The 17,740-nt window shown below is 71.9% G+C and carries 19 protein-coding genes; 14 read left to right on the top strand and 5 right to left on the bottom strand.

Annotated features, from left to right (window positions below; all coding sequences use genetic code 11):
- Positions 1-27: 27 nt before the first annotated feature.
- Positions 28-1,014 (top strand): ABC transporter substrate-binding protein, encoded by a 987-nt coding sequence (locus AB0M88_RS29560; protein WP_364107916.1) that lies wholly within the window; start codon positions 28-30, stop codon positions 1,012-1,014.
- Positions 1,011-1,835 carry a methyltransferase domain-containing protein gene (locus tag AB0M88_RS29555; RefSeq protein ID WP_364107914.1) on the top strand — a complete coding sequence of 275 codons (825 nt, stop codon included), beginning with the start codon at positions 1,011-1,013 and terminating at the stop codon, positions 1,833-1,835. Before AB0M88_RS29560 ends, AB0M88_RS29555 begins: the two co-directional genes overlap by 4 nt.
- On the opposite strand, the gene AB0M88_RS29550 is transcribed toward AB0M88_RS29555, so the two are convergent.
- Positions 1,784-2,539: an ABC transporter permease gene (locus AB0M88_RS29550; RefSeq protein WP_364107912.1), complete on the bottom strand. Its 756-nt coding sequence runs from the start codon at positions 2,537-2,539 to the stop codon at positions 1,784-1,786. The two genes, AB0M88_RS29555 and AB0M88_RS29550, sit on opposite strands and share 52 nt — an antisense overlap.
- 22 nt (positions 2,540-2,561) lie before the next feature.
- On the opposite strand from AB0M88_RS29550, the gene AB0M88_RS29545 reads away from it, so the two are divergent.
- Positions 2,562-3,323 carry an ABC transporter ATP-binding protein gene (locus tag AB0M88_RS29545; RefSeq protein WP_364107910.1) on the top strand — a complete coding sequence of 254 codons (762 nt, stop codon included), beginning with the start codon at positions 2,562-2,564 and terminating at the stop codon, positions 3,321-3,323.
- Positions 3,324-3,505: 182 nt separating this feature from the next.
- On the opposite strand, the gene AB0M88_RS29540 is transcribed toward AB0M88_RS29545, so the two are convergent.
- Positions 3,506-4,333, bottom strand: coding sequence for a methyltransferase domain-containing protein (locus AB0M88_RS29540; RefSeq protein ID WP_364107908.1), 828 nt, complete (start codon positions 4,331-4,333; stop codon positions 3,506-3,508).
- A 116-nt stretch (positions 4,334-4,449) separates the two neighbouring features.
- Here AB0M88_RS29540 and AB0M88_RS29535 point away from each other — a divergent pair, with 116 nt between their 5' ends.
- Genes AB0M88_RS29535 through AB0M88_RS29520 form a run of 4 tightly spaced genes read left to right on the top strand, consistent with a single transcriptional unit; the run spans position 4,450 to position 8,292 of the window.
- A complete protein-coding gene (locus AB0M88_RS29535) occupies positions 4,450-5,424 on the top strand; it encodes a GNAT family N-acetyltransferase (RefSeq protein WP_364107906.1) in 975 nt (324 codons plus the stop codon).
- A 53-nt stretch (positions 5,425-5,477) separates the two neighbouring features.
- The gene (locus AB0M88_RS29530) at positions 5,478-6,890 is read left to right on the top strand and encodes an MFS transporter (protein WP_364107904.1); all 1,413 of its coding nucleotides are present in this window, start codon (positions 5,478-5,480) and stop codon (positions 6,888-6,890) included.
- Positions 6,887-7,348: a MarR family transcriptional regulator gene (locus tag AB0M88_RS29525; RefSeq protein WP_364107902.1), complete on the top strand. Its 462-nt coding sequence runs from the start codon at positions 6,887-6,889 to the stop codon at positions 7,346-7,348. Before AB0M88_RS29530 ends, AB0M88_RS29525 begins: the two co-directional genes overlap by 4 nt.
- A gap of 20 nt (positions 7,349-7,368) precedes the next feature.
- Entirely contained in the window at positions 7,369-8,292 is a 924-nt protein-coding gene (locus tag AB0M88_RS29520; protein WP_364107901.1) for a methyltransferase domain-containing protein, read from the top strand.
- On the opposite strand, the gene AB0M88_RS29515 is transcribed toward AB0M88_RS29520, so the two are convergent.
- Entirely contained in the window at positions 8,277-9,038 is a 762-nt protein-coding gene (locus AB0M88_RS29515; protein WP_364107899.1) for a FadR/GntR family transcriptional regulator, read from the bottom strand. The genes AB0M88_RS29520 and AB0M88_RS29515 overlap by 16 nt on opposite strands.
- A 268-nt stretch (positions 9,039-9,306) precedes the next feature.
- Between AB0M88_RS29515 and AB0M88_RS29510 the strand changes: the two genes are divergently transcribed.
- The 5 genes from AB0M88_RS29510 to AB0M88_RS29490 all read left to right on the top strand — a co-directional run bounded on the left by AB0M88_RS29510 (position 9,307) and on the right by AB0M88_RS29490 (position 14,173).
- Entirely contained in the window at positions 9,307-9,966 is a 660-nt protein-coding gene (locus tag AB0M88_RS29510; protein WP_364107897.1) for an aldo/keto reductase, read from the top strand.
- A gap of 47 nt (positions 9,967-10,013) precedes the next feature.
- Complete coding sequence (gene larA, locus AB0M88_RS29505; RefSeq protein WP_364107895.1) at positions 10,014-11,285, top strand: nickel-dependent lactate racemase; 1,272 nt, start codon at positions 10,014-10,016, stop codon at positions 11,283-11,285.
- Positions 11,286-11,571: 286 nt separating this feature from the next.
- Entirely contained in the window at positions 11,572-12,435 is an 864-nt protein-coding gene (locus tag AB0M88_RS29500) for a fumarylacetoacetate hydrolase family protein (protein ID WP_364107893.1), read from the top strand.
- A 197-nt stretch (positions 12,436-12,632) separates the two neighbouring features.
- Positions 12,633-13,040, top strand: a complete 408-nt coding sequence (locus AB0M88_RS29495) for a YciI family protein (RefSeq protein WP_364107892.1) — start codon at positions 12,633-12,635, stop codon at positions 13,038-13,040.
- Positions 13,037-14,173: a DUF6596 domain-containing protein gene (locus AB0M88_RS29490; protein ID WP_364107891.1), complete on the top strand. Its 1,137-nt coding sequence runs from the start codon at positions 13,037-13,039 to the stop codon at positions 14,171-14,173. The genes AB0M88_RS29495 and AB0M88_RS29490 overlap by 4 nt, the downstream gene beginning before the upstream one ends.
- Before the next feature lie 110 nt (positions 14,174-14,283).
- Here AB0M88_RS29490 and AB0M88_RS29485 read toward each other — a convergent pair whose 3' ends face one another.
- Positions 14,284-14,802, bottom strand: a complete 519-nt coding sequence (locus tag AB0M88_RS29485; protein ID WP_364107888.1) for a GNAT family protein — start codon at positions 14,800-14,802, stop codon at positions 14,284-14,286.
- Positions 14,803-14,994: 192 nt separating this feature from the next.
- On the opposite strand from AB0M88_RS29485, the gene AB0M88_RS29480 reads away from it, so the two are divergent.
- Complete coding sequence (locus tag AB0M88_RS29480; RefSeq protein ID WP_364107886.1) at positions 14,995-15,738, top strand: aminoglycoside phosphotransferase family protein; 744 nt, start codon at positions 14,995-14,997, stop codon at positions 15,736-15,738.
- Between the two features lie 131 nt (positions 15,739-15,869).
- On the opposite strand, the gene AB0M88_RS29475 is transcribed toward AB0M88_RS29480, so the two are convergent.
- Positions 15,870-16,487 (bottom strand): winged helix-turn-helix transcriptional regulator, encoded by a 618-nt coding sequence (locus tag AB0M88_RS29475; protein WP_364107884.1) that lies wholly within the window; start codon positions 16,485-16,487, stop codon positions 15,870-15,872.
- A gap of 63 nt (positions 16,488-16,550) precedes the next feature.
- Here AB0M88_RS29475 and AB0M88_RS29470 point away from each other — a divergent pair, with 63 nt between their 5' ends.
- Positions 16,551-16,928: a VOC family protein gene (locus AB0M88_RS29470; RefSeq protein ID WP_364107882.1), complete on the top strand. Its 378-nt coding sequence runs from the start codon at positions 16,551-16,553 to the stop codon at positions 16,926-16,928.
- Positions 16,929-17,740: the final 812 nt, after the last annotated feature.

The following is a 17,740-nucleotide window of genomic DNA, read 5'->3' as shown; positions in this document are numbered from 1 at the left end:
CGATCTATTGAGGCCACGGGGGTAGCCATGACCACTCGACGCCGGCTGATCGCCGGCCTGCTCGCGACACCGGTGCTGGCCGCCTGTTCGGACACCGGCACGTCCTCGCCGGCGGCCGGAACGAAAGCGACCTTCCTCACCGCGTACGGGACCACGCCCCGCGAGACGTACGCGTGGGTCGGGCTGGCCAAGGGGTTCTTCTCCGAGGTGGGCATCGATCTCACCGTGCTGCCGGGGCAACCCAGCGACGCCAATCTCAAATCGCTGGCCGCCGGCAAGGCGCAGTTCGCCAGCCTCGACTACGTCAGCGCCATCCGGGGCCGGACCAATTTCGCGGACTACCGGGCGATCATGGCACTGCAGAACGCCACCCTGCTGAGCATGATCACGCTGACCGGCCGGGGCATCGGCAAACCCGCCGACCTGGCCGGACGCACCCTGGGTGCCGCGCCGGCGGCCGCGACGCAGACGCTCTTTCCCTCGTACGCGCGGGCGGTCGGTTTCGATCCGGGCAGCTGCAGATTCGTGCAGGCCCCCACCGACCAGCTGCCGGCGCTACTCGCCTCGGGACGGGTCGACGCGATCGGCGGCTACGCGACCGACACCGCGAACGTGCAGAACGCGGCGCCGGGAAAGACCGCGGTGGCCTTCCCGTACGGCGAATTCATCGGCGACCTGTACGGCACCGTCATCATCGCCACGAGCGGGGTTCTGACGTCGGATCCGGGGCTCGCGCAGAAGTTCGCGAGCGCGATGGCCAGGACCGTGCGGTTCACCGTCGACCAGCCCGAGGAGGCGGGGCGGCTCGTGCAACAGCGACTGCCCACGGTCAAGGGCGCGGTGGTCACGGCCATCGACCGGAACCTGAAGCCGTACGTCGGGCCGTTCTCGCTCGATCCGGCGAAGGTGACCCGCGGCATCGCGGTGCTGCAGGCGGCGGGACTGGCCAGGGCGGGGCTGAAACCGGACGACGTGATCGACTTCGGCGTGACCACCAAGGCGGGCGTCCGATGACCAGCGCCCGGGGATACGCCTTCGACAACAGCAGCGCCCAGGCGCCCGACCACCACACCGCGCTCGCCGAACTGCTCGACCCGGCCACCCGGCAGCGCATCTCGGAACTCGTCCCGCTGCCCGGCCGCCGCTGCCTCGAAGTCGCGGCGGGCGGCGGAAGCGTCGCGGTGTGGCTCGCCGCGCAGGCCTCGGCGGTCGTCGCCACCGATCTCAAGCCCCAGCACATTCCCCGGCATCCCCGGCTCACCGTCAAGGAACACGACATCACCTCGGGAACGCCGCTGGGCCGCTTCGACCTGGTGCACGCCCGGCTGCTGCTCAACCATCTGCCGGAACGCGACCTGGCCGTCCGGCACATGGTGGACGCCCTGTCGCCGGGCGGGGTGCTGCTGACCGAGGACTTCCTGCCACCGGCCGGTGCCGAAGTGGTGGCGCACGCGCCCGATCCGCAAACCGCCGCACTGCTCGCCCGCTTTCAGACGCTGCACACCAGCGCGCTGGCCGGCCACGGCAACGACCGTTCCTGGTCCCGGCGGGCGCATTCCGCGTTCTACGCGGCCGGGCTCACCGACGTGCGGGTGTACGCGTACGGGACGGAATGGCGCGGCGGCGGGCCCGGTTGCCGCCTGCTCCGGGCCGGGATCGGGCAGCTCCGCGACGACTACCTGTCGCTCGGGATCACCGGGGCCGAACTGGCGGAGATCGCCGGCGCGCTGATGAACCCGGACGTCGCCCTCAACGGCTACCTGACCATCCAGACCAGCGGCGTCTACGGCCGGGACCAGGGAATCACCAGCCGTTCGACGGCGACCAGGCCGTAGTAGAGCACGATGCTGAGCAGCGCCAGCAGCACCACGGCGGCGAACGTCTGCGCGGTCTCGGTCTGCCCGGTCGACACCGCGATGACGAAACCCAGGCCGGCCACCGTGCCGGCCTGGAACTCGCTGATCACCGCCCCGATCACGGCCAGCGTCATGCCGACCTTGAGGCCGACGAAGACCTGCGGCAGCGCGCTGGGCACCCGCACCTTGACGAACGCCTGCCACCCGGGCGCCTCCAGCGACCGGGCCAGCTCGACGAACTCGGGCGGGGTCGCGGCCAGGCCGCTGACCATTGAGATCACCACCGGGAAGAAGCAGACCAGGAACACCATGATGACCTTGGGCAGCTGGCCGAAACCGAACCAGAGCACCAGCAGCGGCGCGACCGCCACCTTCGGCACCGAGTTGAGCGCCAGCAGCAGCGGGAACGCCATCCGCTCGACCACCCGCGAACCGGTCAGCGCGAGCGCGATGAACGCGCCGGCCACCACCGCGGCGGCGAACCCCTCCAGCACCTCGACCAGCGTGTGCCCGGCCTGGGCGAGCAGGTATCCCGGCAGCTCGCGGAAGGCGCCGAGCACCGCGCCGGGCCCGGGCACGAGCGCCGCGTCGACCGGGAACACGGCGGTGGCCAGCCACCACAGGCCGACCGCCAGCGCCACCCCGAGGGCCGGCAGCAGAACCGCGCCGAGCCTGCCGTTCACCCCTTGAGCGTAGAGGAAAACATTGATCGAGATTGATGGCGTCTCGCACACGTTCCCGTCCCGTACGGGCGCGGTCGCGGCCCTGCGCGACGTCAGCCTGTCGATCAGGACCGGCGAGTTCGTGGCCGTCCTCGGCCGCTCCGGCTGCGGCAAGTCGACGCTGCTGCGCATGATCGCCGGCCTGCTGCGGCCCACCTCCGGCCGGGTACGGGTCGACGGCACCGAGGTGAACCGGCCCAGCCGCGACGTGCCGCTGATGTTCCAGCGCCCGGCCCTGCTCCCGTGGCGGTCGGTGCTCGACAACGTGCTCCTGCCGGTCGAGTTCGCGGGCCGCCGGCGCAACGGCTACCGGTCACGCGCGGCCGAACTCCTCACCCTGGCCGGCCTCGGCGACGTCGAACGGGTCGCCCCGGCCGAACTGTCCGGCGGCATGCAGCAGCGGGCCGCCCTGTGCCGGTCGCTGATCCTGCGCCCGCGCGCCCTGCTGCTGGACGAGCCGTTCTCCGCCCTCGACGCGATCACCCGCACCGAACTGGCCGGCGAACTCCAGCGCATCCACATGGTCGAGGGCACGACCATGGTGCTGGTCACCCACTCGATCGAGGAGGCCGTCCTGCTGGCCGACCGCGTCGTGGTGCTCTCCCCACGGCCGGGCAGCGTGCGGACGGTCCTCGACATCGACATCCCCCGCCCCCGGGCCGCGGACTCCGAGGCGTACCAGCAACGCGCCGGAAAGCGCGCCGCCGAGCTCCACCACCTCCTGCTGACCGGCGGCAGCCGCTAGACGGGGACGCGGGCCCGAATCCATTGCCGGAACCGTAGACCGAAGGTCCGGCGGTTCAAGATTTGAGCATAACAGTCATTATGGTGTCTTCCCGGTTGAGCGTTTCGAGCGATTAATGGATTGCTGATATTAGTAATACGGTAATTGACTGCCAGACCCAGGCGTGGTGCGACCTGCACGGGCTAGCCGGGGCGGCGTCCCCAGGCCGAGATCAGCGGCGCGAGGGTGAGGTCGAGCTCGCCGGCGTCGACGGCGGCCAGGTGCGCGTCGATCTCGGCGTCGTCGGCCAACCCGGCGGCGAGCAGCTCGGCGCGAACCATGCGCACCGTCGAGGCCTCCAGCCGGCCGCAGGCCACCCCGCCGACCGGGAAGCAGCCGGCCGCCGTGACATCGACCAGGCCGGCCGTACGCAACGCGCGCGGCAGCGTACGGCCGAAGCGCAGGTCGGCGCCGCGGCGGGTCATCAGTTCCCGGACGGCGCGCCGCAGCCGGTTGGCGCGCCGCTGCGCCGGGCCGACCTCATCGAGGCAGGCCAGCGGCTGCAGCTCGGTGTCGGCGTCCTCGACCAGCAGCCAGCCGCCGGGCCGCAGCGCCGCCACCATCGTCGCCAGCGCCCGGACCCGGTCGGGCACGTGGACGAGCACGAGCCGGGCGTGCACCAGGTCGAACGTTCCTGGCTGGGGCGGCGGGTCCCGGACGATGTCGTGCCGGAGCACCTCGTAGGTGCCGTGCGGGTCCAACCAGGCCGGATTGATGTCCGTGGCCAGCACGTAACCGGCCGGCCCGACGGCCGCGGCGAGTGCCTCGGGAATGCTGGGGCCGCCGGCGCCGACTTCCCAGCAGCGCCCGCCCGCGGCCACTCCGAGCCGGTCGAAGTGTCCCCGGGTGACACCGTCGAACAGCTCGGCCAGCCAGGCGAACCGCTCGCCCGCGTCGACCCGGGCGTTGTCGAGCAGGTAGCGGTGATCGGGGGCGGACCCGGAGTCGGCGAAGGGCTGCGATGAGCTCATGCCCAACATCCTCGGGGCAGCACCGCACCCGTGACCAGGATGACCGGTCCCAGGGCGCGCCGGGACACCGGAAATGGAACGACAGCCCGCCTGCGCGGGGACTAGTTTTCCTTCGGATGTCGGAAGAATCGAGTTCTCTCACGTGGCGGCCGCTCACCAGGGACGACGCGAAGGCGTCGGCCGACCTGCTCAACGCCATGGAGTCCGTTGACGGTTTCGGCGAGTACTACGAGGAGGAGGACACCCTCCAGGAGCTGATCGACCCGTACACGGATCTGGAGCGCGGGAGTCTCGCCGCGTTCGACGGTGACGTGATGGCCGGCTTCATGACGACCAGGTATCAGCCGGTCGCGGAGGAGGTCCACCGGGTCGTCATGGACGGTGGGGTGGCCCCCGGTTACCGGCGCAGAGGTATCGGCTCCCGGCTGCTCAAGGCCGGGGTGGCGGCGGCCGGGGAGCTGCACGCCCGACACCACCCGGCGCTGCGGCTCGCGGTCGACGTCCACAAGCCGGAGAGCCTCGCCGGCCTGGCCGAGCTTCTGCGCTCGCGGGGCTTCGCGCCGGTCCACTACTACCAGCGCATGGAGCGCCTGCTCGGCGACGCGATCCCCGACGCCGCGATGCCCGCCGGGCTGCGGGCCGAGCCGTGGTCGGAGCGCAACGACGAGGAGTTCCGGCTGATCCGCAACGAGGCGTTCAAGGACGACAAGCTTCGCGCGCCGATGACGGCCGACTCGTGGAGGAGCAAGATCACCAACCAGACGTTCCGGCCGGCGGCCAGTTTCCTGCTCCGGGACGAGGCGAGCGGGGCCCCGGCGGGCATGCTGGTCACGATGTCCTGGGACGCCGACACGGCGGCCACCGGGATCCGCGACGCGCGCTTCATGTTCGTCGCGACGATGCCGGACTACCGCAGGCGGGGTGCCGCCGGCGCGCTGATCGGGCACGCGCTACGGGCCGCGGCCGAACAGGGCTACGACCGCGCCGTCGTGGAGGCGGACTCGGCGAGCCCCGTCGGGGCGTTCGGGCTCTACGAGAGGGCCGGGTTCGCGCCGAAGCTGCGGTTCGTGAGTTGGGCGCTCGAGGTCTGAGCGCGCCCGGGGCGGCCGCCGGAAAGTAATAGTTATTGTGCAACAATCACTTTGTGGGCACCCTGTCACCGCGAGGCCGGACCGTCGTGCTGTTGACCTGCTGCCTGAGTGTGGTCGTCGCGGGGCTGGACACGACGATCGCCAACGTCGCCCTGCCCTCGATCCAGAAGGGGCTGCACGCGCCGGTCAGCGGCCTGCAGTGGGTGGTCGACGCGTACACGGTGGTCATCGCCTGCCTGCTGATGCTCGCGGGTTCGGTGGCCGACCGGTTCGGCCGGCGCCGGGTGTTCCAGACCGGGCTGGGGCTGTTCTCGCTCGGTTCGCTGCTGTGCGGCCTCGCGCCGTCCCTCGGTGCCCTGGTCGCCTTCCGCGCGCTCCAGGCGGTGGGCGGCGCGATGCTGAACCCGGTCGCGATGTCGATCATCGCCACCACCTTCACCGACCCGAAGGAGCGCGTTCGGGCGGTGGGCCTGTGGGGAGCGGTGGCCGGCCTGGGCGGGGCCTGCGGGCCGGTGCTCGGCGGTCTGCTGGTCAGTGGCCTCGGGTGGCGGTCCATCTTCTGGGTCAACGTGCCGATCGGCGCGCTGGCCGTCTACCTGACCCAGCGGTTCGTCCCCGAGTCGCGGGCCGCGCACGGCAGGCGGTTCGACCCGTTCGGTCAGCTGCTCGTCGTGGCCTTCCTCGGCTCGGTCACCGCCGCCGTCATCGAGGGGCCCCGGCACGGCTGGGGTTCACCGTTCATCGTCGCCCTGTTCGCGGTCGCCGCGGTCTCGGTGGCCGGGCTGGTCGTGGTCGAGAGCCGGCGGACCGAACCGCTGGTCGACATCCGGTTCTTCCGCAGTCCGGCGTTCTCGGGGGCGGCGGTCGTCGCGGTGGTCGCCCTGATGTGCGTTGGCGGGTTCCTGTTCCTCAACACCCTCTACATGCAGGATGTCCGCGGCTACAGCGCGCTGCACGCGGGCCTGCTCACCATTCCGATGGCGGCCACGGGCGCGGCGTGCGCGATGATCTCAGGGCGGATCGTGGCCGCCCGGGGTCCCCGGCCGGCGTTCGTGCTGGCCGGGCTGCTGCTCGCGGCGGGTGCCGGCCTGCTGGCCGGCGCCGGGGGCGCGACCGGCATTCGCTATCTGGTGCTGGCCTATGTGCTGTTCGGCGCCGGGTTCGGCCTGGTCGGCACCCCGATGACCACCATCGCGCTGGCGGGGCTGCCGCGCGATCAGGCCGGGGTCGCCGGAGCGATCGCCTCGACGTGTCGCCAGACCGGTGGGGCGATCGGCGTGGCGGTGTGTGGTTCGATCGTGGCCGGAAGTTCGGCCGGGTTCGTCCCGGCGAGTCATGCCGCCTGGGCCGTGCTCGCCGGCTGCGGCGGCGCGACCGCGCTGTTCGGTCTGCTCTCGACCGGGCGCCGGGCCAGGGCTTTCGCCGGACGGCAGACGGGCACCCGAGTGATGGATGTGGCGCGATGAACGGCGAGGAATCCTCAGCGGAACGCGCCTGGGCGGAGATGCTGGCGTTCATCACCGGCCAGGACCGGCTCCGGGCGCTGCGGCTCGAGTTGGACCTCGGGGTCGGCAAGTCCGAACTGCTGATCAAACTCGCGCAGGCGCCGATGACCCTCCGCGAGGTCGCGCAGGCCGTCGAGGTCGATCCCTCCGCGGCCACCGTCGCGATCGACCGGCTCGAACGGCGCGGCCTGGTCGAGCGGCGGGCCCACCCCGGCGACAAGCGCAGCAAACTCGTCCACCTCACCGAGGCGGGACTCCGGGCCGCCGAGACCGCCCAGCGCATCCTGACCGATCCGCCGCCGGCGCTCGCGGCGCTCAACGCCGACGACACGGCGGCTCTCGCGCGCATCTTCACCGCCCTGAACGCCGATCGGCTGCGCGGCGCCCGTACGGCAACACCTGTTGACCCGGAAACCTGAAGCAACATATGTTGCCCGGCGTGGCGGGCATTGTGGACGACATCGCGGGCGACGGCGGGCTCGACGGGCTCCGCCGGGTGAGCGAGACGATCACCGAGCTGGAGTCCCGCCGCACGCGGATGATCGACCAGTTGCGGCGGGAGCACCGGGCCAGCTGGGACGAGATCGGCAAGGCCTGCGGCATGACCCGGCAGGGCGCGACCCGCCGGTGGTCACGCAAGGCGCACGCGGCGTCCTTCGGCGAGGCGGCCGGGGCGTACGAGCGCGGCCGCCCGTCGTACCCGGTCTCGGCCGTGGACTGGGTCGTGCCGCGCGGGGCCCGGCGGGTCCTCGACCTGGGCGCCGGCACCGGGAAGTTCACCCGGCTGCTGGTGGACGCGGGTTTGGACGTCGTCGCGGTCGAGCCGTCCGAGCAGATGCGCGACCAGCTGACGGCGGCCGTCCCCCGGGCGGCGGTGTTCGACGGCTCGGCCGAGCGGATCCCCCTGCCGGACGCCGACGTCGACGCGGTCGTGGTCGCCCAGGCCTGGCACTGGGTCGACCCGAAGATCGCGGTGCCCGAGGTCGCCCGGGTGCTGCGGCCCGGCGGAACACTCGGGCTGGTCTGGAACAACCGTGACCGCGGCGAGCCCTGGGTCGCCCAGCTCGACACCATCCTGCGCCAGCCGGCCCGCCACCGGATCGACACCGAGCCCGACATCGGCGAGCCGTTCGAGCAGCTCGAGCGGACCGAGATCCGGTGGCGTCACCGGCTCGGCCGGGCCGAGCTGCTCGACATGGTCGCCTCGCGCAGCTACATCATCGTGCTGCCCGAACAGCGGCGGCGGGAACTGCTCGGCGAGGTCGGGGAACTGCTGGACACCCATCCCGACCTCAAGGGCCGCGACGAGATCACCCTCCCGTACGTCACCCGCTGCACCCGGGCCGTCTACTCGTCGCGCTGAGGCCGGCGCCGGGCCCACGAGCCGGTGATGTGCGCGTACATCAAGGAGCCGGCGGCGGCCCGGTCGCCGGCCTCGATCGCCTCGACCACCGCCCGGTGCTCGTCGAGGGTCATCGCCGTGTATTGCGCCGACGTCGTGCCGTGGTAGCGGCCGGTCGTGCGGGCCTTGTCGTGGATGCTGGTGACGATCGCCCGGCCGAGCCGGTTGCCCGACGTCGACATCACCACGTCATGGAAGTCGGCGTCGGCGGCGGAGAACGCCGCCGGGTCGTCGGCCGTACGCTCCATGGCCCGCAGCGCCGAGCGGATCGCCTCGATCTGTTCCGGCGTGCGCACCGCGGCCGCGGTGATCGCCATCTCGCGTTCCAGGGCCGCCCGGACGGTGACGAGCTCGTCGAGGATGACCAGTGACTCGTCGTTGCGGACGAGGGCGGACAGCACGATCTCGTCGATCATGTCCCAGGACTGCGGCGAGCGGACCACCGTGCCGACGCCGCGGTGGATCAGCACCAGGCCCTTGTCCTGCAGCAGCTTGACCGACTCGCGCACGACGGTGCGCGAGACGCCGAAGTGGTCGCCGATCTCGGCCTCGGTCGGCAGGGTGTCGCCGGCCGGCAGCCGTCCGGACACGATGTCGTCGACCAGGCTCGCGACGACCGCGGTGCCCAGCCGGTCGCCCCGCGTCCGGACCGCACCGGGCGCCGGGGCGGACAGGACGCCGGTGCCGGACGTCGACGGAGTCGTCACAGTTCCTCCCTGGGGCCAGGACGGAACTCAGCGTAGACCATTGCGATGACATCATATGTGTGATGTCATCGCGCCATCGGTGACCAGCCAGTCGTATCCCGGAAACCAAGAGGCGAGGACATATGCGGCGCAGGCTCGGAATTGGTACGACGGCGGTGGCGGCCGCGCTGAGCCAAGCTCAGGCGCCTGCTCGAGGCCAAGGTCGGGCGCCTGCTCGAGCCGAACCCCGGCCCCGACCGGGTCGGACCTCGCCGCCGGCGGCTTCGACGTGCCCGACGAGCTGAGGCGCCGGTTCGCCTGCTCCCGCGACGCCGTGCTGCGCAGCGTCACGGACAGCTTGACTCGAATCAATGTTGAATCAGTAGTCAACATTGATTCAGTCAACATTGTCTACGTCCACGATCCCGACGACCATCTGGACGCGGCGGCCTCCGAGGCCGTCCCGGCGCTGGTGGAACTGCGCGAGCAGCGAGTGATGGGGGCGGTCGGCGGGGGCACCAACCACGTGACGACCGCGCTGCGGATGGGCCGGGAGACCGAGCTCGACGTGGTCATGCTGGCCGGGAGATGGACGCTGCTCGACCGCAGCGGAGCGGAACTGCCGGCCGAATGCGAGCGGCGTGGCGTCAAGGTGGTGGTGGCGGCGCCGTGCCACTCGGGGCTGCTGGCCCGGGACCGGCCGGCGCCGGACGCGCACTTCGACTACGGGGCGCCGCCGGCCGACGTTCGGGCCCGGGCCGAGGAACTGGCCCGCGTCCGCGAACGGCACGTCACGCGGCTGCCCGCCGCCGCGCTGCGGTTTCCGCTGCGCAGCCCGCAGGTATCGGCCGTCGTCCGCGGGATGCGCGACGCTGAACAGGTGACCGCGACGATCGCCCGCTACCACGCGGGCATCGCCGCCGAGACCTGGGAGGTGCTGCATGCCTGACACGACCATCGAGGTCGACCTCGCGTACTGGACCTGGGAGGCGCTGCATGCCTGACACGACGACCGAGGTCGACCTCGCGTACGGAAGAACGGGTTTGAAGGTTTCCCTTCCCGCCGGGCGCACGACGGTGATCGAACCGGTGCAGCACGCCGCGGCCACCGACCCGCCGGCCGTGCTGCGCGAAGCGCTGCGCAAGCCGGTCGCCGGGCCGCCGCTGCGGGAACGGGTGCGGCCCGGCCGGACGATCGCGGTGTCGCTCTGCGACGCCACCCGGCCGCAGCCCCGCGAGGGGATGGTCCGCGCCCTGCTCGACGAGCTGTCGGGCATCGCCCGGCCGGAGGACTTCACCCTGCTGGTCGCCACCGGCACCCACCGCGCCAACACGCCGGCCGAGCTGGAGGCGATGCTCGGCGCCGAGCTGGCCGGCTCGATGCGGATCGTCAACCACGACAGCCGCGACCCGGAGATGCTGCGCTGGTGCGGCACCTTCGGCGACGGGGTGCCGGTCTGGCTGAACCGGCACTGGGTGGACGCCGACGTGCGCATCACCACCGGTTTCGTCGAGCCGCACTTCTTCGCCGGGTTCAGCGGCGGCCCGAAGCTGGTCGCGCCCGGGCTGGCGGCGCTGGAGACCGTGCTGACCCTGCACGACGCCCGCCGGATCGGCAGCCCGAACGCCACCTGGGGCGTCTGCGAGGGCAATCCGGTGCATGACGACGTCCGCGCGATCGCCGCCGCGACCGGGGTCGACTACGCCTTCGACGTGGTGCTGAACCGGCGCCAGGAGGTCGTCGCCGCGTTCGGCGGGGACCTGCTGCCCATGCACGCGGCGGCCCGCGACACGGTGCGGGAGATCTCGATGCGGCCGGTGCCGGGGCTGTTCGACGTGGTGGTCACCACCAACGCCGGCTACCCCCTCGACCAGAACCTCTACCAGGCGGTCAAGGGGATGTCGGCCGCCGCGACCGTCGTCCGGCCGGGCGGGCTGATCATCTGCGCGGCGGCGTGCGAGGACGGCTTCCCCGACCACGGGTCGTTCCGCGAGGTGCTGGCCTCGGCGCCGTCGCCGGCCGCGCTGCTGGCCGCCATCGAGGCCCAGCCGGAGACGGTGCCCGACCAGTGGCAGGTGCAGATCCTGGCCCGGATCCTGACCCACGCCCGGGTCGGCGTCCACACCGGCGGGCTGTCCGCCGCCGACCTGCGTACCGCCCATCTCGACGCGGTTCCCGACATCGCGGCCGCCGTCGCGGCCGAAGGCCCGGAAGCGCGGATCTGCGTGCTGCCCGAAGGGCCGCAAACCATTCCGTACGTCGCCTGAAGTCCCGTGGGGAGAACAAAGCCGGCCGGGTCGGGTTGATCAGTAAGGCCGTGCCCCCGCACGAGCTGGCGGCCGCGGCACAGAGCCTGGCCGGGACCGTCGCCGCGCGGCCGCCGATCGCGGCACAATCGGCGAAGGCCAACCTGCTCGCCGCCCGCACGATGGGCCGCGAGGCGGCGATCCAGTACGAGCGGGAGATGCAAGCCATCTGCATGGGTACGCGGACGCCGCCGAGGGCCGCCGGGCCTTCGCCGAGAAGCGCCCGCCCGTCTTCGAAGGGCGTTAAATGCTGGTTATTCGATATGCCGCGGGTGGCACCTCACATGTCGGCGTGCGGCTCGACCACGAGGTCCGCCGCTTCCCGGACATCTCACTCGCGGCGCTGCTGCGGCTTCCGGCGGCCGAATTCCGCGCCTCCCTGGAGCGGATCGCCGCCGAAGGCCCGGTCGAGGACCGGGAGATCCGGCTGCTGCCGCCAGTCGACGGGCGGACCGAGGTGTGGGCGGCCGGGGTGACCTACGAGCGCTCCAGCGAGGCCCGGCAGGAGGAGAGCGTCGTCGCCGACGTCTACTCCCGGGTCTACGACGCCGCGCGCCCCGAACTGTTCTTCAAGAGCGTCGCCTGGCGGGTCGCCGGCCCCGGCGAGCCGGTCGGCATCCGCGACGACTCGGAGATCGACGTGCCCGAGCCCGAGCTGGCGCTGGTGGTCAACGCGGGCGGGGACATCGTCGGCTACACGGTCTGCGACGACGTGTCGTCCCGCTCGATCGAGGGCGAGAACCCGCTCTACCTGCCGCAGGCCAAGGTCTATGCGGGCTGCTGCGCGCTCGGCCCCGGCATCCGCCCGTTCTGGGAGGTCCCCGACCCCTACGCCCTGGGCATCCAGGTCGAGGTGCTGCGCGACGGCCACCGGGTGTGGGACGGAACGACCTCGACCAAGATGCTGCACCGGCGGTTCGACGATCTGGTCGCCTACCTGGGCCGCCACCTGGGGCTGCCGGACGGGGCGGTGCTGTCGACCGGCACCGGGCTGGTGCCGTCGCTCGACTTCACCCTCGCGGTCGGCGACACGGTCACGGTGACCGTGGACGGCATCGGGACCCTGAGCAATCCCGTGATCGCGGCCGATCCGGCGGCGTTCGCGCGGTGAAGCGCCTCGCCGGCGGCTGGAGTTCTGCGGGCTCCCGCTCTACCTGCACGCGACGTCGATCCGGCGGTGGCTGCGGCCGGCGAGTTTCCAGTCCGTACCGGAAGAGCTGTTGCCGCCTGCCCCGCAGGCGGCCAACCCGTGGAAGATTCCGCCGCGGCGCCCGTAGGTCTCCGCGCGGCCTGGGGTAGAAAAGATCCGTGAAATATCTGCTGCTGAAGCATTACCGGGGTGCGCCGGAGCCGGGCGGGGAAGCGACGCCGATGGACCGGTGGACCCCGGAAGAGGTCGACGCGCACATCCAGTACATGAACGACTTCGCGAAGCGGCTGGAGGAGACCGGCGAGTTCGTCGCCCACGCCGCCCTGTCGCCCGAGGGGAGATTCGTGCGGTCGGACGGCGAGGGACGGCCGCCGGTCACCGACGGGCCGTTCGCCGAGACCAAGGACCTCATCGCCGGCTGGACGATCATCGACGTGGAGTCGTGGGACCGGGCGGTCGAGCTGGCCGGCGAGTTGTCCGCCGCCCCCGGCGCCGGCGGCCGGCCGATCCACGAATGGCTGGAGGTCCGGCCGTTCCTGACCCGGATGCCGTCGCCGGCCGAATGAACCCGGACCTCCTGCGGGAACTCGTGCCCGGAGTCATCGGCGTCCTCGTCCGGCGCGGGGCGGACTTCGCGTCGGTCGAGGACGCCGTCCAGGAAGCCCTGATCCGGGCGCTGTCGACGTGGCCCTCCGACCCGCCCCGCGACCCCCGGGCATGGCTGATCGCCGCCGCGTGGCACAAGTTCGTCGACGCCGCCCGATCGGACGCCTCGCGGCGAGGACGCGAGGTGGCGTTCGACCTGACGCCGGCGCCCGGCCCGGTGCCGGCCACCGACGACACGCTGCGGCTGTACTTCCTGTGCGCCCATCCCGCGCTGCCGGCCAACTCGGCGGTCGCCCTGACCCTGCGAGCCGTCGGCGGCCTGACCACCAGGCAGATCGCGACGGCCTACCTGGTGCCCGAGGCGACGATGGCGCAGCGCATCAGCCGGGCCAAGAAACGCATCGAGGGCCTCCCGTTCGACCAGGCCGGCGACCTGCCGACCGTGCTGCGCGTCCTCTACCTGGTCTTCAACGAGGGCTACAGCGGCGACGTCGACCTGGCCGCCGAGGCGATCCGCCTCACCCGCCAGCTCGCCGCCCTGTCCGCCGACCCGGAGATCGCCGGCCTGCTGGCGCTCATGCTGCTGCACCACGCCCGGCGCGCCTCGCGCACCGGGCCGGGCGGCCGGCTGATCCCGCTCGCCGAGCAGGACCGCACCCGCTGGGACACGAGCCTGATCGCCTCCGGAGTCGGCATTCTGCAGCAGGCGCTGGCCCGCGACCAGCTCGGCGAATACCAGGCCCAGGCGGCGATCGCGGCCCTGCACGCCGACGCCCGGCACGCCGGCGAGACGGACTGGCCGCAGATCGTCGAATGGTACGACGAACTGCTGCGCCTGACCGACAGCCCGATCGTGCGGCTCAACCGGGTGGTCGCGGTCGGCGAGGCCGACGGCCCGCAGGCCGGCCTCAAGGCGCTGACCGAGGTCAGCCCGGAACTCCCCCGCTACACGGCGGTCCAGGCCTACCTGCTGGAAAAGGCCGGCGACAAGGGTCGCGCCGCCGACCTGTACGCGGCGGCAGCGCACGCCGCGACCAGCGTGGCCGAACGCGACCACCTCACCCGCGAAGCGGCCCGAGTCCGGCAGAGCTGACTACTCGTCGCCGGAGAGCAGTAGGACTGCGCCTCCCCCTGCGGGCTTGAGATCTTCAGGCGCTGGACGAGTTCGCCGAGGTACTCGTCTGATTCGGCAAACCGGGCTCCCTACTCGTTGCCGGAGAACAGGTGGAACAGCACGAAGTCCTGCCAACGGCCCGCGATCTTCAGGTAGGACGGTGCCACCCCGTACGGCCGGAAGCCGTTGCGCAGCAACGCCTGCTGTGAACCGACGTTGTTCAACAGCGTCTCGGCCTGCAGCCGATGCAGTCTCATCTCGCCGAACGCCAGGCCGATCGCGTCGGCGACGGCGGCCGTGGCGAACCCGCGGCCCTGGAAGCGCGGGCCGACCCAGTAGCCGAGGGAGGCCGACTGCAGCGCGCCGCGGGTGACACCGTTGAGCGTGATCCGCCCGACGACGGTGGCCCCGTCGACGATGACCAGCGGAACCGTCAAGCCCTGCCCGTAGGCGGCGAGGGCGTCGGCGAGCAGCGACTGCTGCTTCTCGACGGTGAAGTACTCGTCGTCGCGCAGCGGCTCCCAAGGCTCGAACGCCTCCCGCGACTCGGTCAGCAGCGCGGCCAGGGCGGGGGCGTCATCGGGCGTGGCGACACGGGTGCGCGGCATCCGAGGACGCTATCAAGTGGACCTTGGTGGATCCCGCTTGTTCCTGGATGTCAGATGTGGCAGCGGCGAATTGATCCGAGCGTCGCACGCGCAAGGCGTCGCCGGCATGGGCTGTCCCTGGCTCCCGTGCCGGCTCCGGTTCGGTGAAGCCCAGCTTCGCGGCTCGCGATCCGGGCTCCCTAGTGTGGCGGGATGATCAACGACGTGGAAGCGCTGCCCGGCGGCAACATGGGTGGCGCGACGCGGGCCGGCGCGACCGTCCGCCGGAATGCGGGCCCGTGGAGCCCGACCATTCAGCGGCTGCTCGGGCACCTGCACGACCACGGCGTGGACTGGGTGCCGTCGCCGCTCGGGTTCGACGAGCGGGGACGCGACAGCGTGTCCTTCCTGCCCGGGCTCGTGCCGAACTACCCGCTGCCGCACTGGATCTGGACCGATGACGTGCTCGCCGACGCCGGCCGCCGTCTCGCGCAGCTGCACCGGGCGACCGCAACCTTCGACACGACCGACGCGGTCTGGCAGCTCGAGTCCCGGTCACCGGCCGAGGTCGTCTGCCACAACGACTTCGCGCCCTACAACATGGTCTTCACCGACGGCCGGCTGACCGGCGTCATCGACTGGGACACCGCCTCGCCCGGCCCGCGCGTCTGGGATCTGGCCTACCTGGCCTACCGCCTGGTCCCGCTCACCGAACCCCAAAACGTCGAAGCCGGCCCCATCGACCCACACCGGCGGGCCGGCCGCCTGGCCTCCCTCTGCGACGCGTACGCCGACGGCCCCCGACCCGCCGACGTGCTCCCCGTAGTGGTCGACCGCCTTCACGCGCTGGCCAACTTCACCCAGTCGCGCGCCGACGAGGGCAACGAACACCTGCGCAGCCACGTCGACCTCTACCGCAACGACGCCGCCTGGATCGCCGACAACATGACATGTTGACTTGCCCCAGAACGTCAACATGTTGATCCAGTCAACATGTTCGTCACGCCCACCGCTGTGACGCCCGGCTTGTCCTCGGCCGGGCGGCGCAGCGCACCGCGGCAACTCGGCGGGGCCGAGTCGCGCCCGGGCTACTGGAGCAGTCGTAGCAGCGCTTTCTCGTCTCCGGTGACGGACGCCCGGCCGGCCGCCACGGCCGCTTTCAATCCGGTGGGATCGCTCAGTAGGGCGTTGAGAGTGGCCGGGTCGGTGCGCAGTCCGGCGTCCGGGGCGGGTGGCGGCCCGGGCTCGACCTGGAGGCGGTTGTCGACGGTGCGGACGGTCCAGATCTGGTCGTCGAGCTCGATGCGGTAGACGGCGCGCGGATCGGGGAAGCGGGAGCCGCGCAGGTAGAGCAGGACCGAGGTCGCGCTCAGGTGGCCCGGCTCCGGCACCGGGAAGCGGGAACCCCAGTTGCCCAGGGCGAGCAGGACCGGTTCGAGCTCGCGGCCCGACGGCGTCAGCTCGTACACCGTGGAGGCGGCCGGCGCGGGTAGCCGGCGGCGGGCGACGACGCCGTTGGCCTCCAGTTCGCGCAGCCGGTCGGTGAGCATGTTGGAGCTGGCGCCGGCGAGAGCCCGCCGCAGGTCGGAGAAGCGCTGCGGCCCGAACAGGAGTTCCCGGACGACGAGCAGCGCCCAGCGCTCCCCGACGACGTCGAGGGCACGCGCGATCGTGCAGGCATCTCCATAGCTGCGACTGGTCGGCATACGAACATGTTAATCACCACCGCCAGGTTGTTTTTAACAACCAGAAGGCGTTACGGTCGGCTCATGGGACATCCAGTGGTGCACTTCGAGATCATCGGAAACAACCCAGGCATGCTGCGCGACTACTACGGCCAGCTGTTCGGTTGGCAGTTCGACCTCGGTCATGACGCCGCCGAGCCAGTGTCGGCGGCCGGAAACTACGGCTTCACCCAGCCCTCGGACGGCATCCCGGGCGGCGTCGGCGGCGGCGACGGCTACACCCAGCGAACCCTGTTCTACGTCGGCGTCCCCGACATCGAAACCGCCCTCCAGCAGGCCGAGCAACTCGGCGGAACCCGCGTCTCCGGCCCGCACCCCAACCCGGCCGGCACCCTGACGGTCGGCTTCTTCACCGACCCCGAAGGCCATCTCATCGGCCTGGCCGCACCCACAACCACCTAAACCAGGCCCCGAGCACACCACTAACCAGGCCCTGAGCACACCGCGTCACCCAAGCCGGCGCCGAACGGGGGGGGCCAGGGCGCGGCCAGGGCAGGCTGAGCGGCCTCACCCCGGCCGGGGAAGGGCGAGGGCAGGCTGAGCGGCCTCACACCCAGCCGGGGGCAGGGCCAGGACAGGCTTGAGCGGCCTCACCCCGAGCCAGGGCAAGGCCCAGGACAGGCTGAGCGAGTTCAGTCCGAGCCGGGGCAGAGCGGTGCCAGGGCAGGCCGACCGGGCCAGACGTCTCGCCGACGCTGCGGCCGGCGAAGCCGCAGACCACACCGATCAAGCTCAGCCGGACCAGCAGCGGAAGCCATCTCGGCCCCGCTGTCGACCCACCCCGGGCCCGACCCACCGCGCTGTTGAACAAGCCGGCTGGGCCACCTCACTGTCGACTCAGCCGGGCTCGGCCTACCTGGGGGTCGACTCACTCGGGCTCGGCCCACCCGGGGTCGACTCAGCCGGGCTCCGCCTACCCGGGGTCGACGCGCCCCGGCGACCGCGCCCCGGCCGATGAGCCCACAATCAGCTCACCCACCGCCCCACCCTCCCGGCGCAAGCTCCGAAACCACCGATCCCGCGCAACCGGCAAGTAACTCCGCGCAACCCACCACCCGGCCCGGCCCGCCAGACCAAATCCCCCCGCGTACCCCCTGAGCGCACCGCCGCGCCCAGCGCGACGGGACCGCCCAGCGCCGGTAACGCCTGGCCGCACAGACCACCGACAACCCCGAGCCGACTGACCGAAAGCAGGCAAGGAATTCGGGGCGAGG

This window comes from Actinoplanes sp. NPDC051411 (genome assembly GCF_040682075.1).
In the GTDB taxonomy this organism is placed as follows: Bacteria; Actinomycetota; Actinomycetes; order Mycobacteriales; family Micromonosporaceae; genus Actinoplanes.
The sequence above is the reverse complement of the archived record's forward strand: the minus strand, read 5'-3'. Positions and strand labels throughout refer to the sequence as shown.

What these genes read in the sequence shown, in the direction of transcription:
- AB0M88_RS29560 (WP_364107916.1), top strand. Translation starts at nt 28, where the DNA reads ATGACCACTCGACGCCGGCTGATCGCCGGCCTGCTCGCGACACCGGTG.
- AB0M88_RS29555 (WP_364107914.1), top strand. Translation starts at nt 1,011, where the DNA reads ATGACCAGCGCCCGGGGATACGCCTTCGACAACAGCAGCGCCCAGGCG.
- AB0M88_RS29540 (WP_364107908.1), bottom strand. Translation starts at nt 4,333, where the DNA reads ATGAGCTCATCGCAGCCCTTCGCCGACTCCGGGTCCGCCCCCGATCAC.
- AB0M88_RS29535 (WP_364107906.1), top strand. Translation starts at nt 4,450, where the DNA reads ATGTCGGAAGAATCGAGTTCTCTCACGTGGCGGCCGCTCACCAGGGAC.
- AB0M88_RS29525 (WP_364107902.1), top strand. Translation starts at nt 6,887, where the DNA reads ATGAACGGCGAGGAATCCTCAGCGGAACGCGCCTGGGCGGAGATGCTG.
- larA (WP_364107895.1), top strand. Translation starts at nt 10,014, where the DNA reads ATGCCTGACACGACGACCGAGGTCGACCTCGCGTACGGAAGAACGGGT.
- AB0M88_RS29500 (WP_364107893.1), top strand. Translation starts at nt 11,572, where the DNA reads ATGCTGGTTATTCGATATGCCGCGGGTGGCACCTCACATGTCGGCGTG.
- AB0M88_RS29490 (WP_364107891.1), top strand. Translation starts at nt 13,037, where the DNA reads ATGAACCCGGACCTCCTGCGGGAACTCGTGCCCGGAGTCATCGGCGTC.
- AB0M88_RS29485 (WP_364107888.1), bottom strand. Translation starts at nt 14,802, where the DNA reads ATGCCGCGCACCCGTGTCGCCACGCCCGATGACGCCCCCGCCCTGGCC.
- AB0M88_RS29480 (WP_364107886.1), top strand. Translation starts at nt 14,995, where the DNA reads ATGATCAACGACGTGGAAGCGCTGCCCGGCGGCAACATGGGTGGCGCG.
- AB0M88_RS29475 (WP_364107884.1), bottom strand. Translation starts at nt 16,487, where the DNA reads ATGCCGACCAGTCGCAGCTATGGAGATGCCTGCACGATCGCGCGTGCC.
- AB0M88_RS29470 (WP_364107882.1), top strand. Translation starts at nt 16,551, where the DNA reads ATGGGACATCCAGTGGTGCACTTCGAGATCATCGGAAACAACCCAGGC.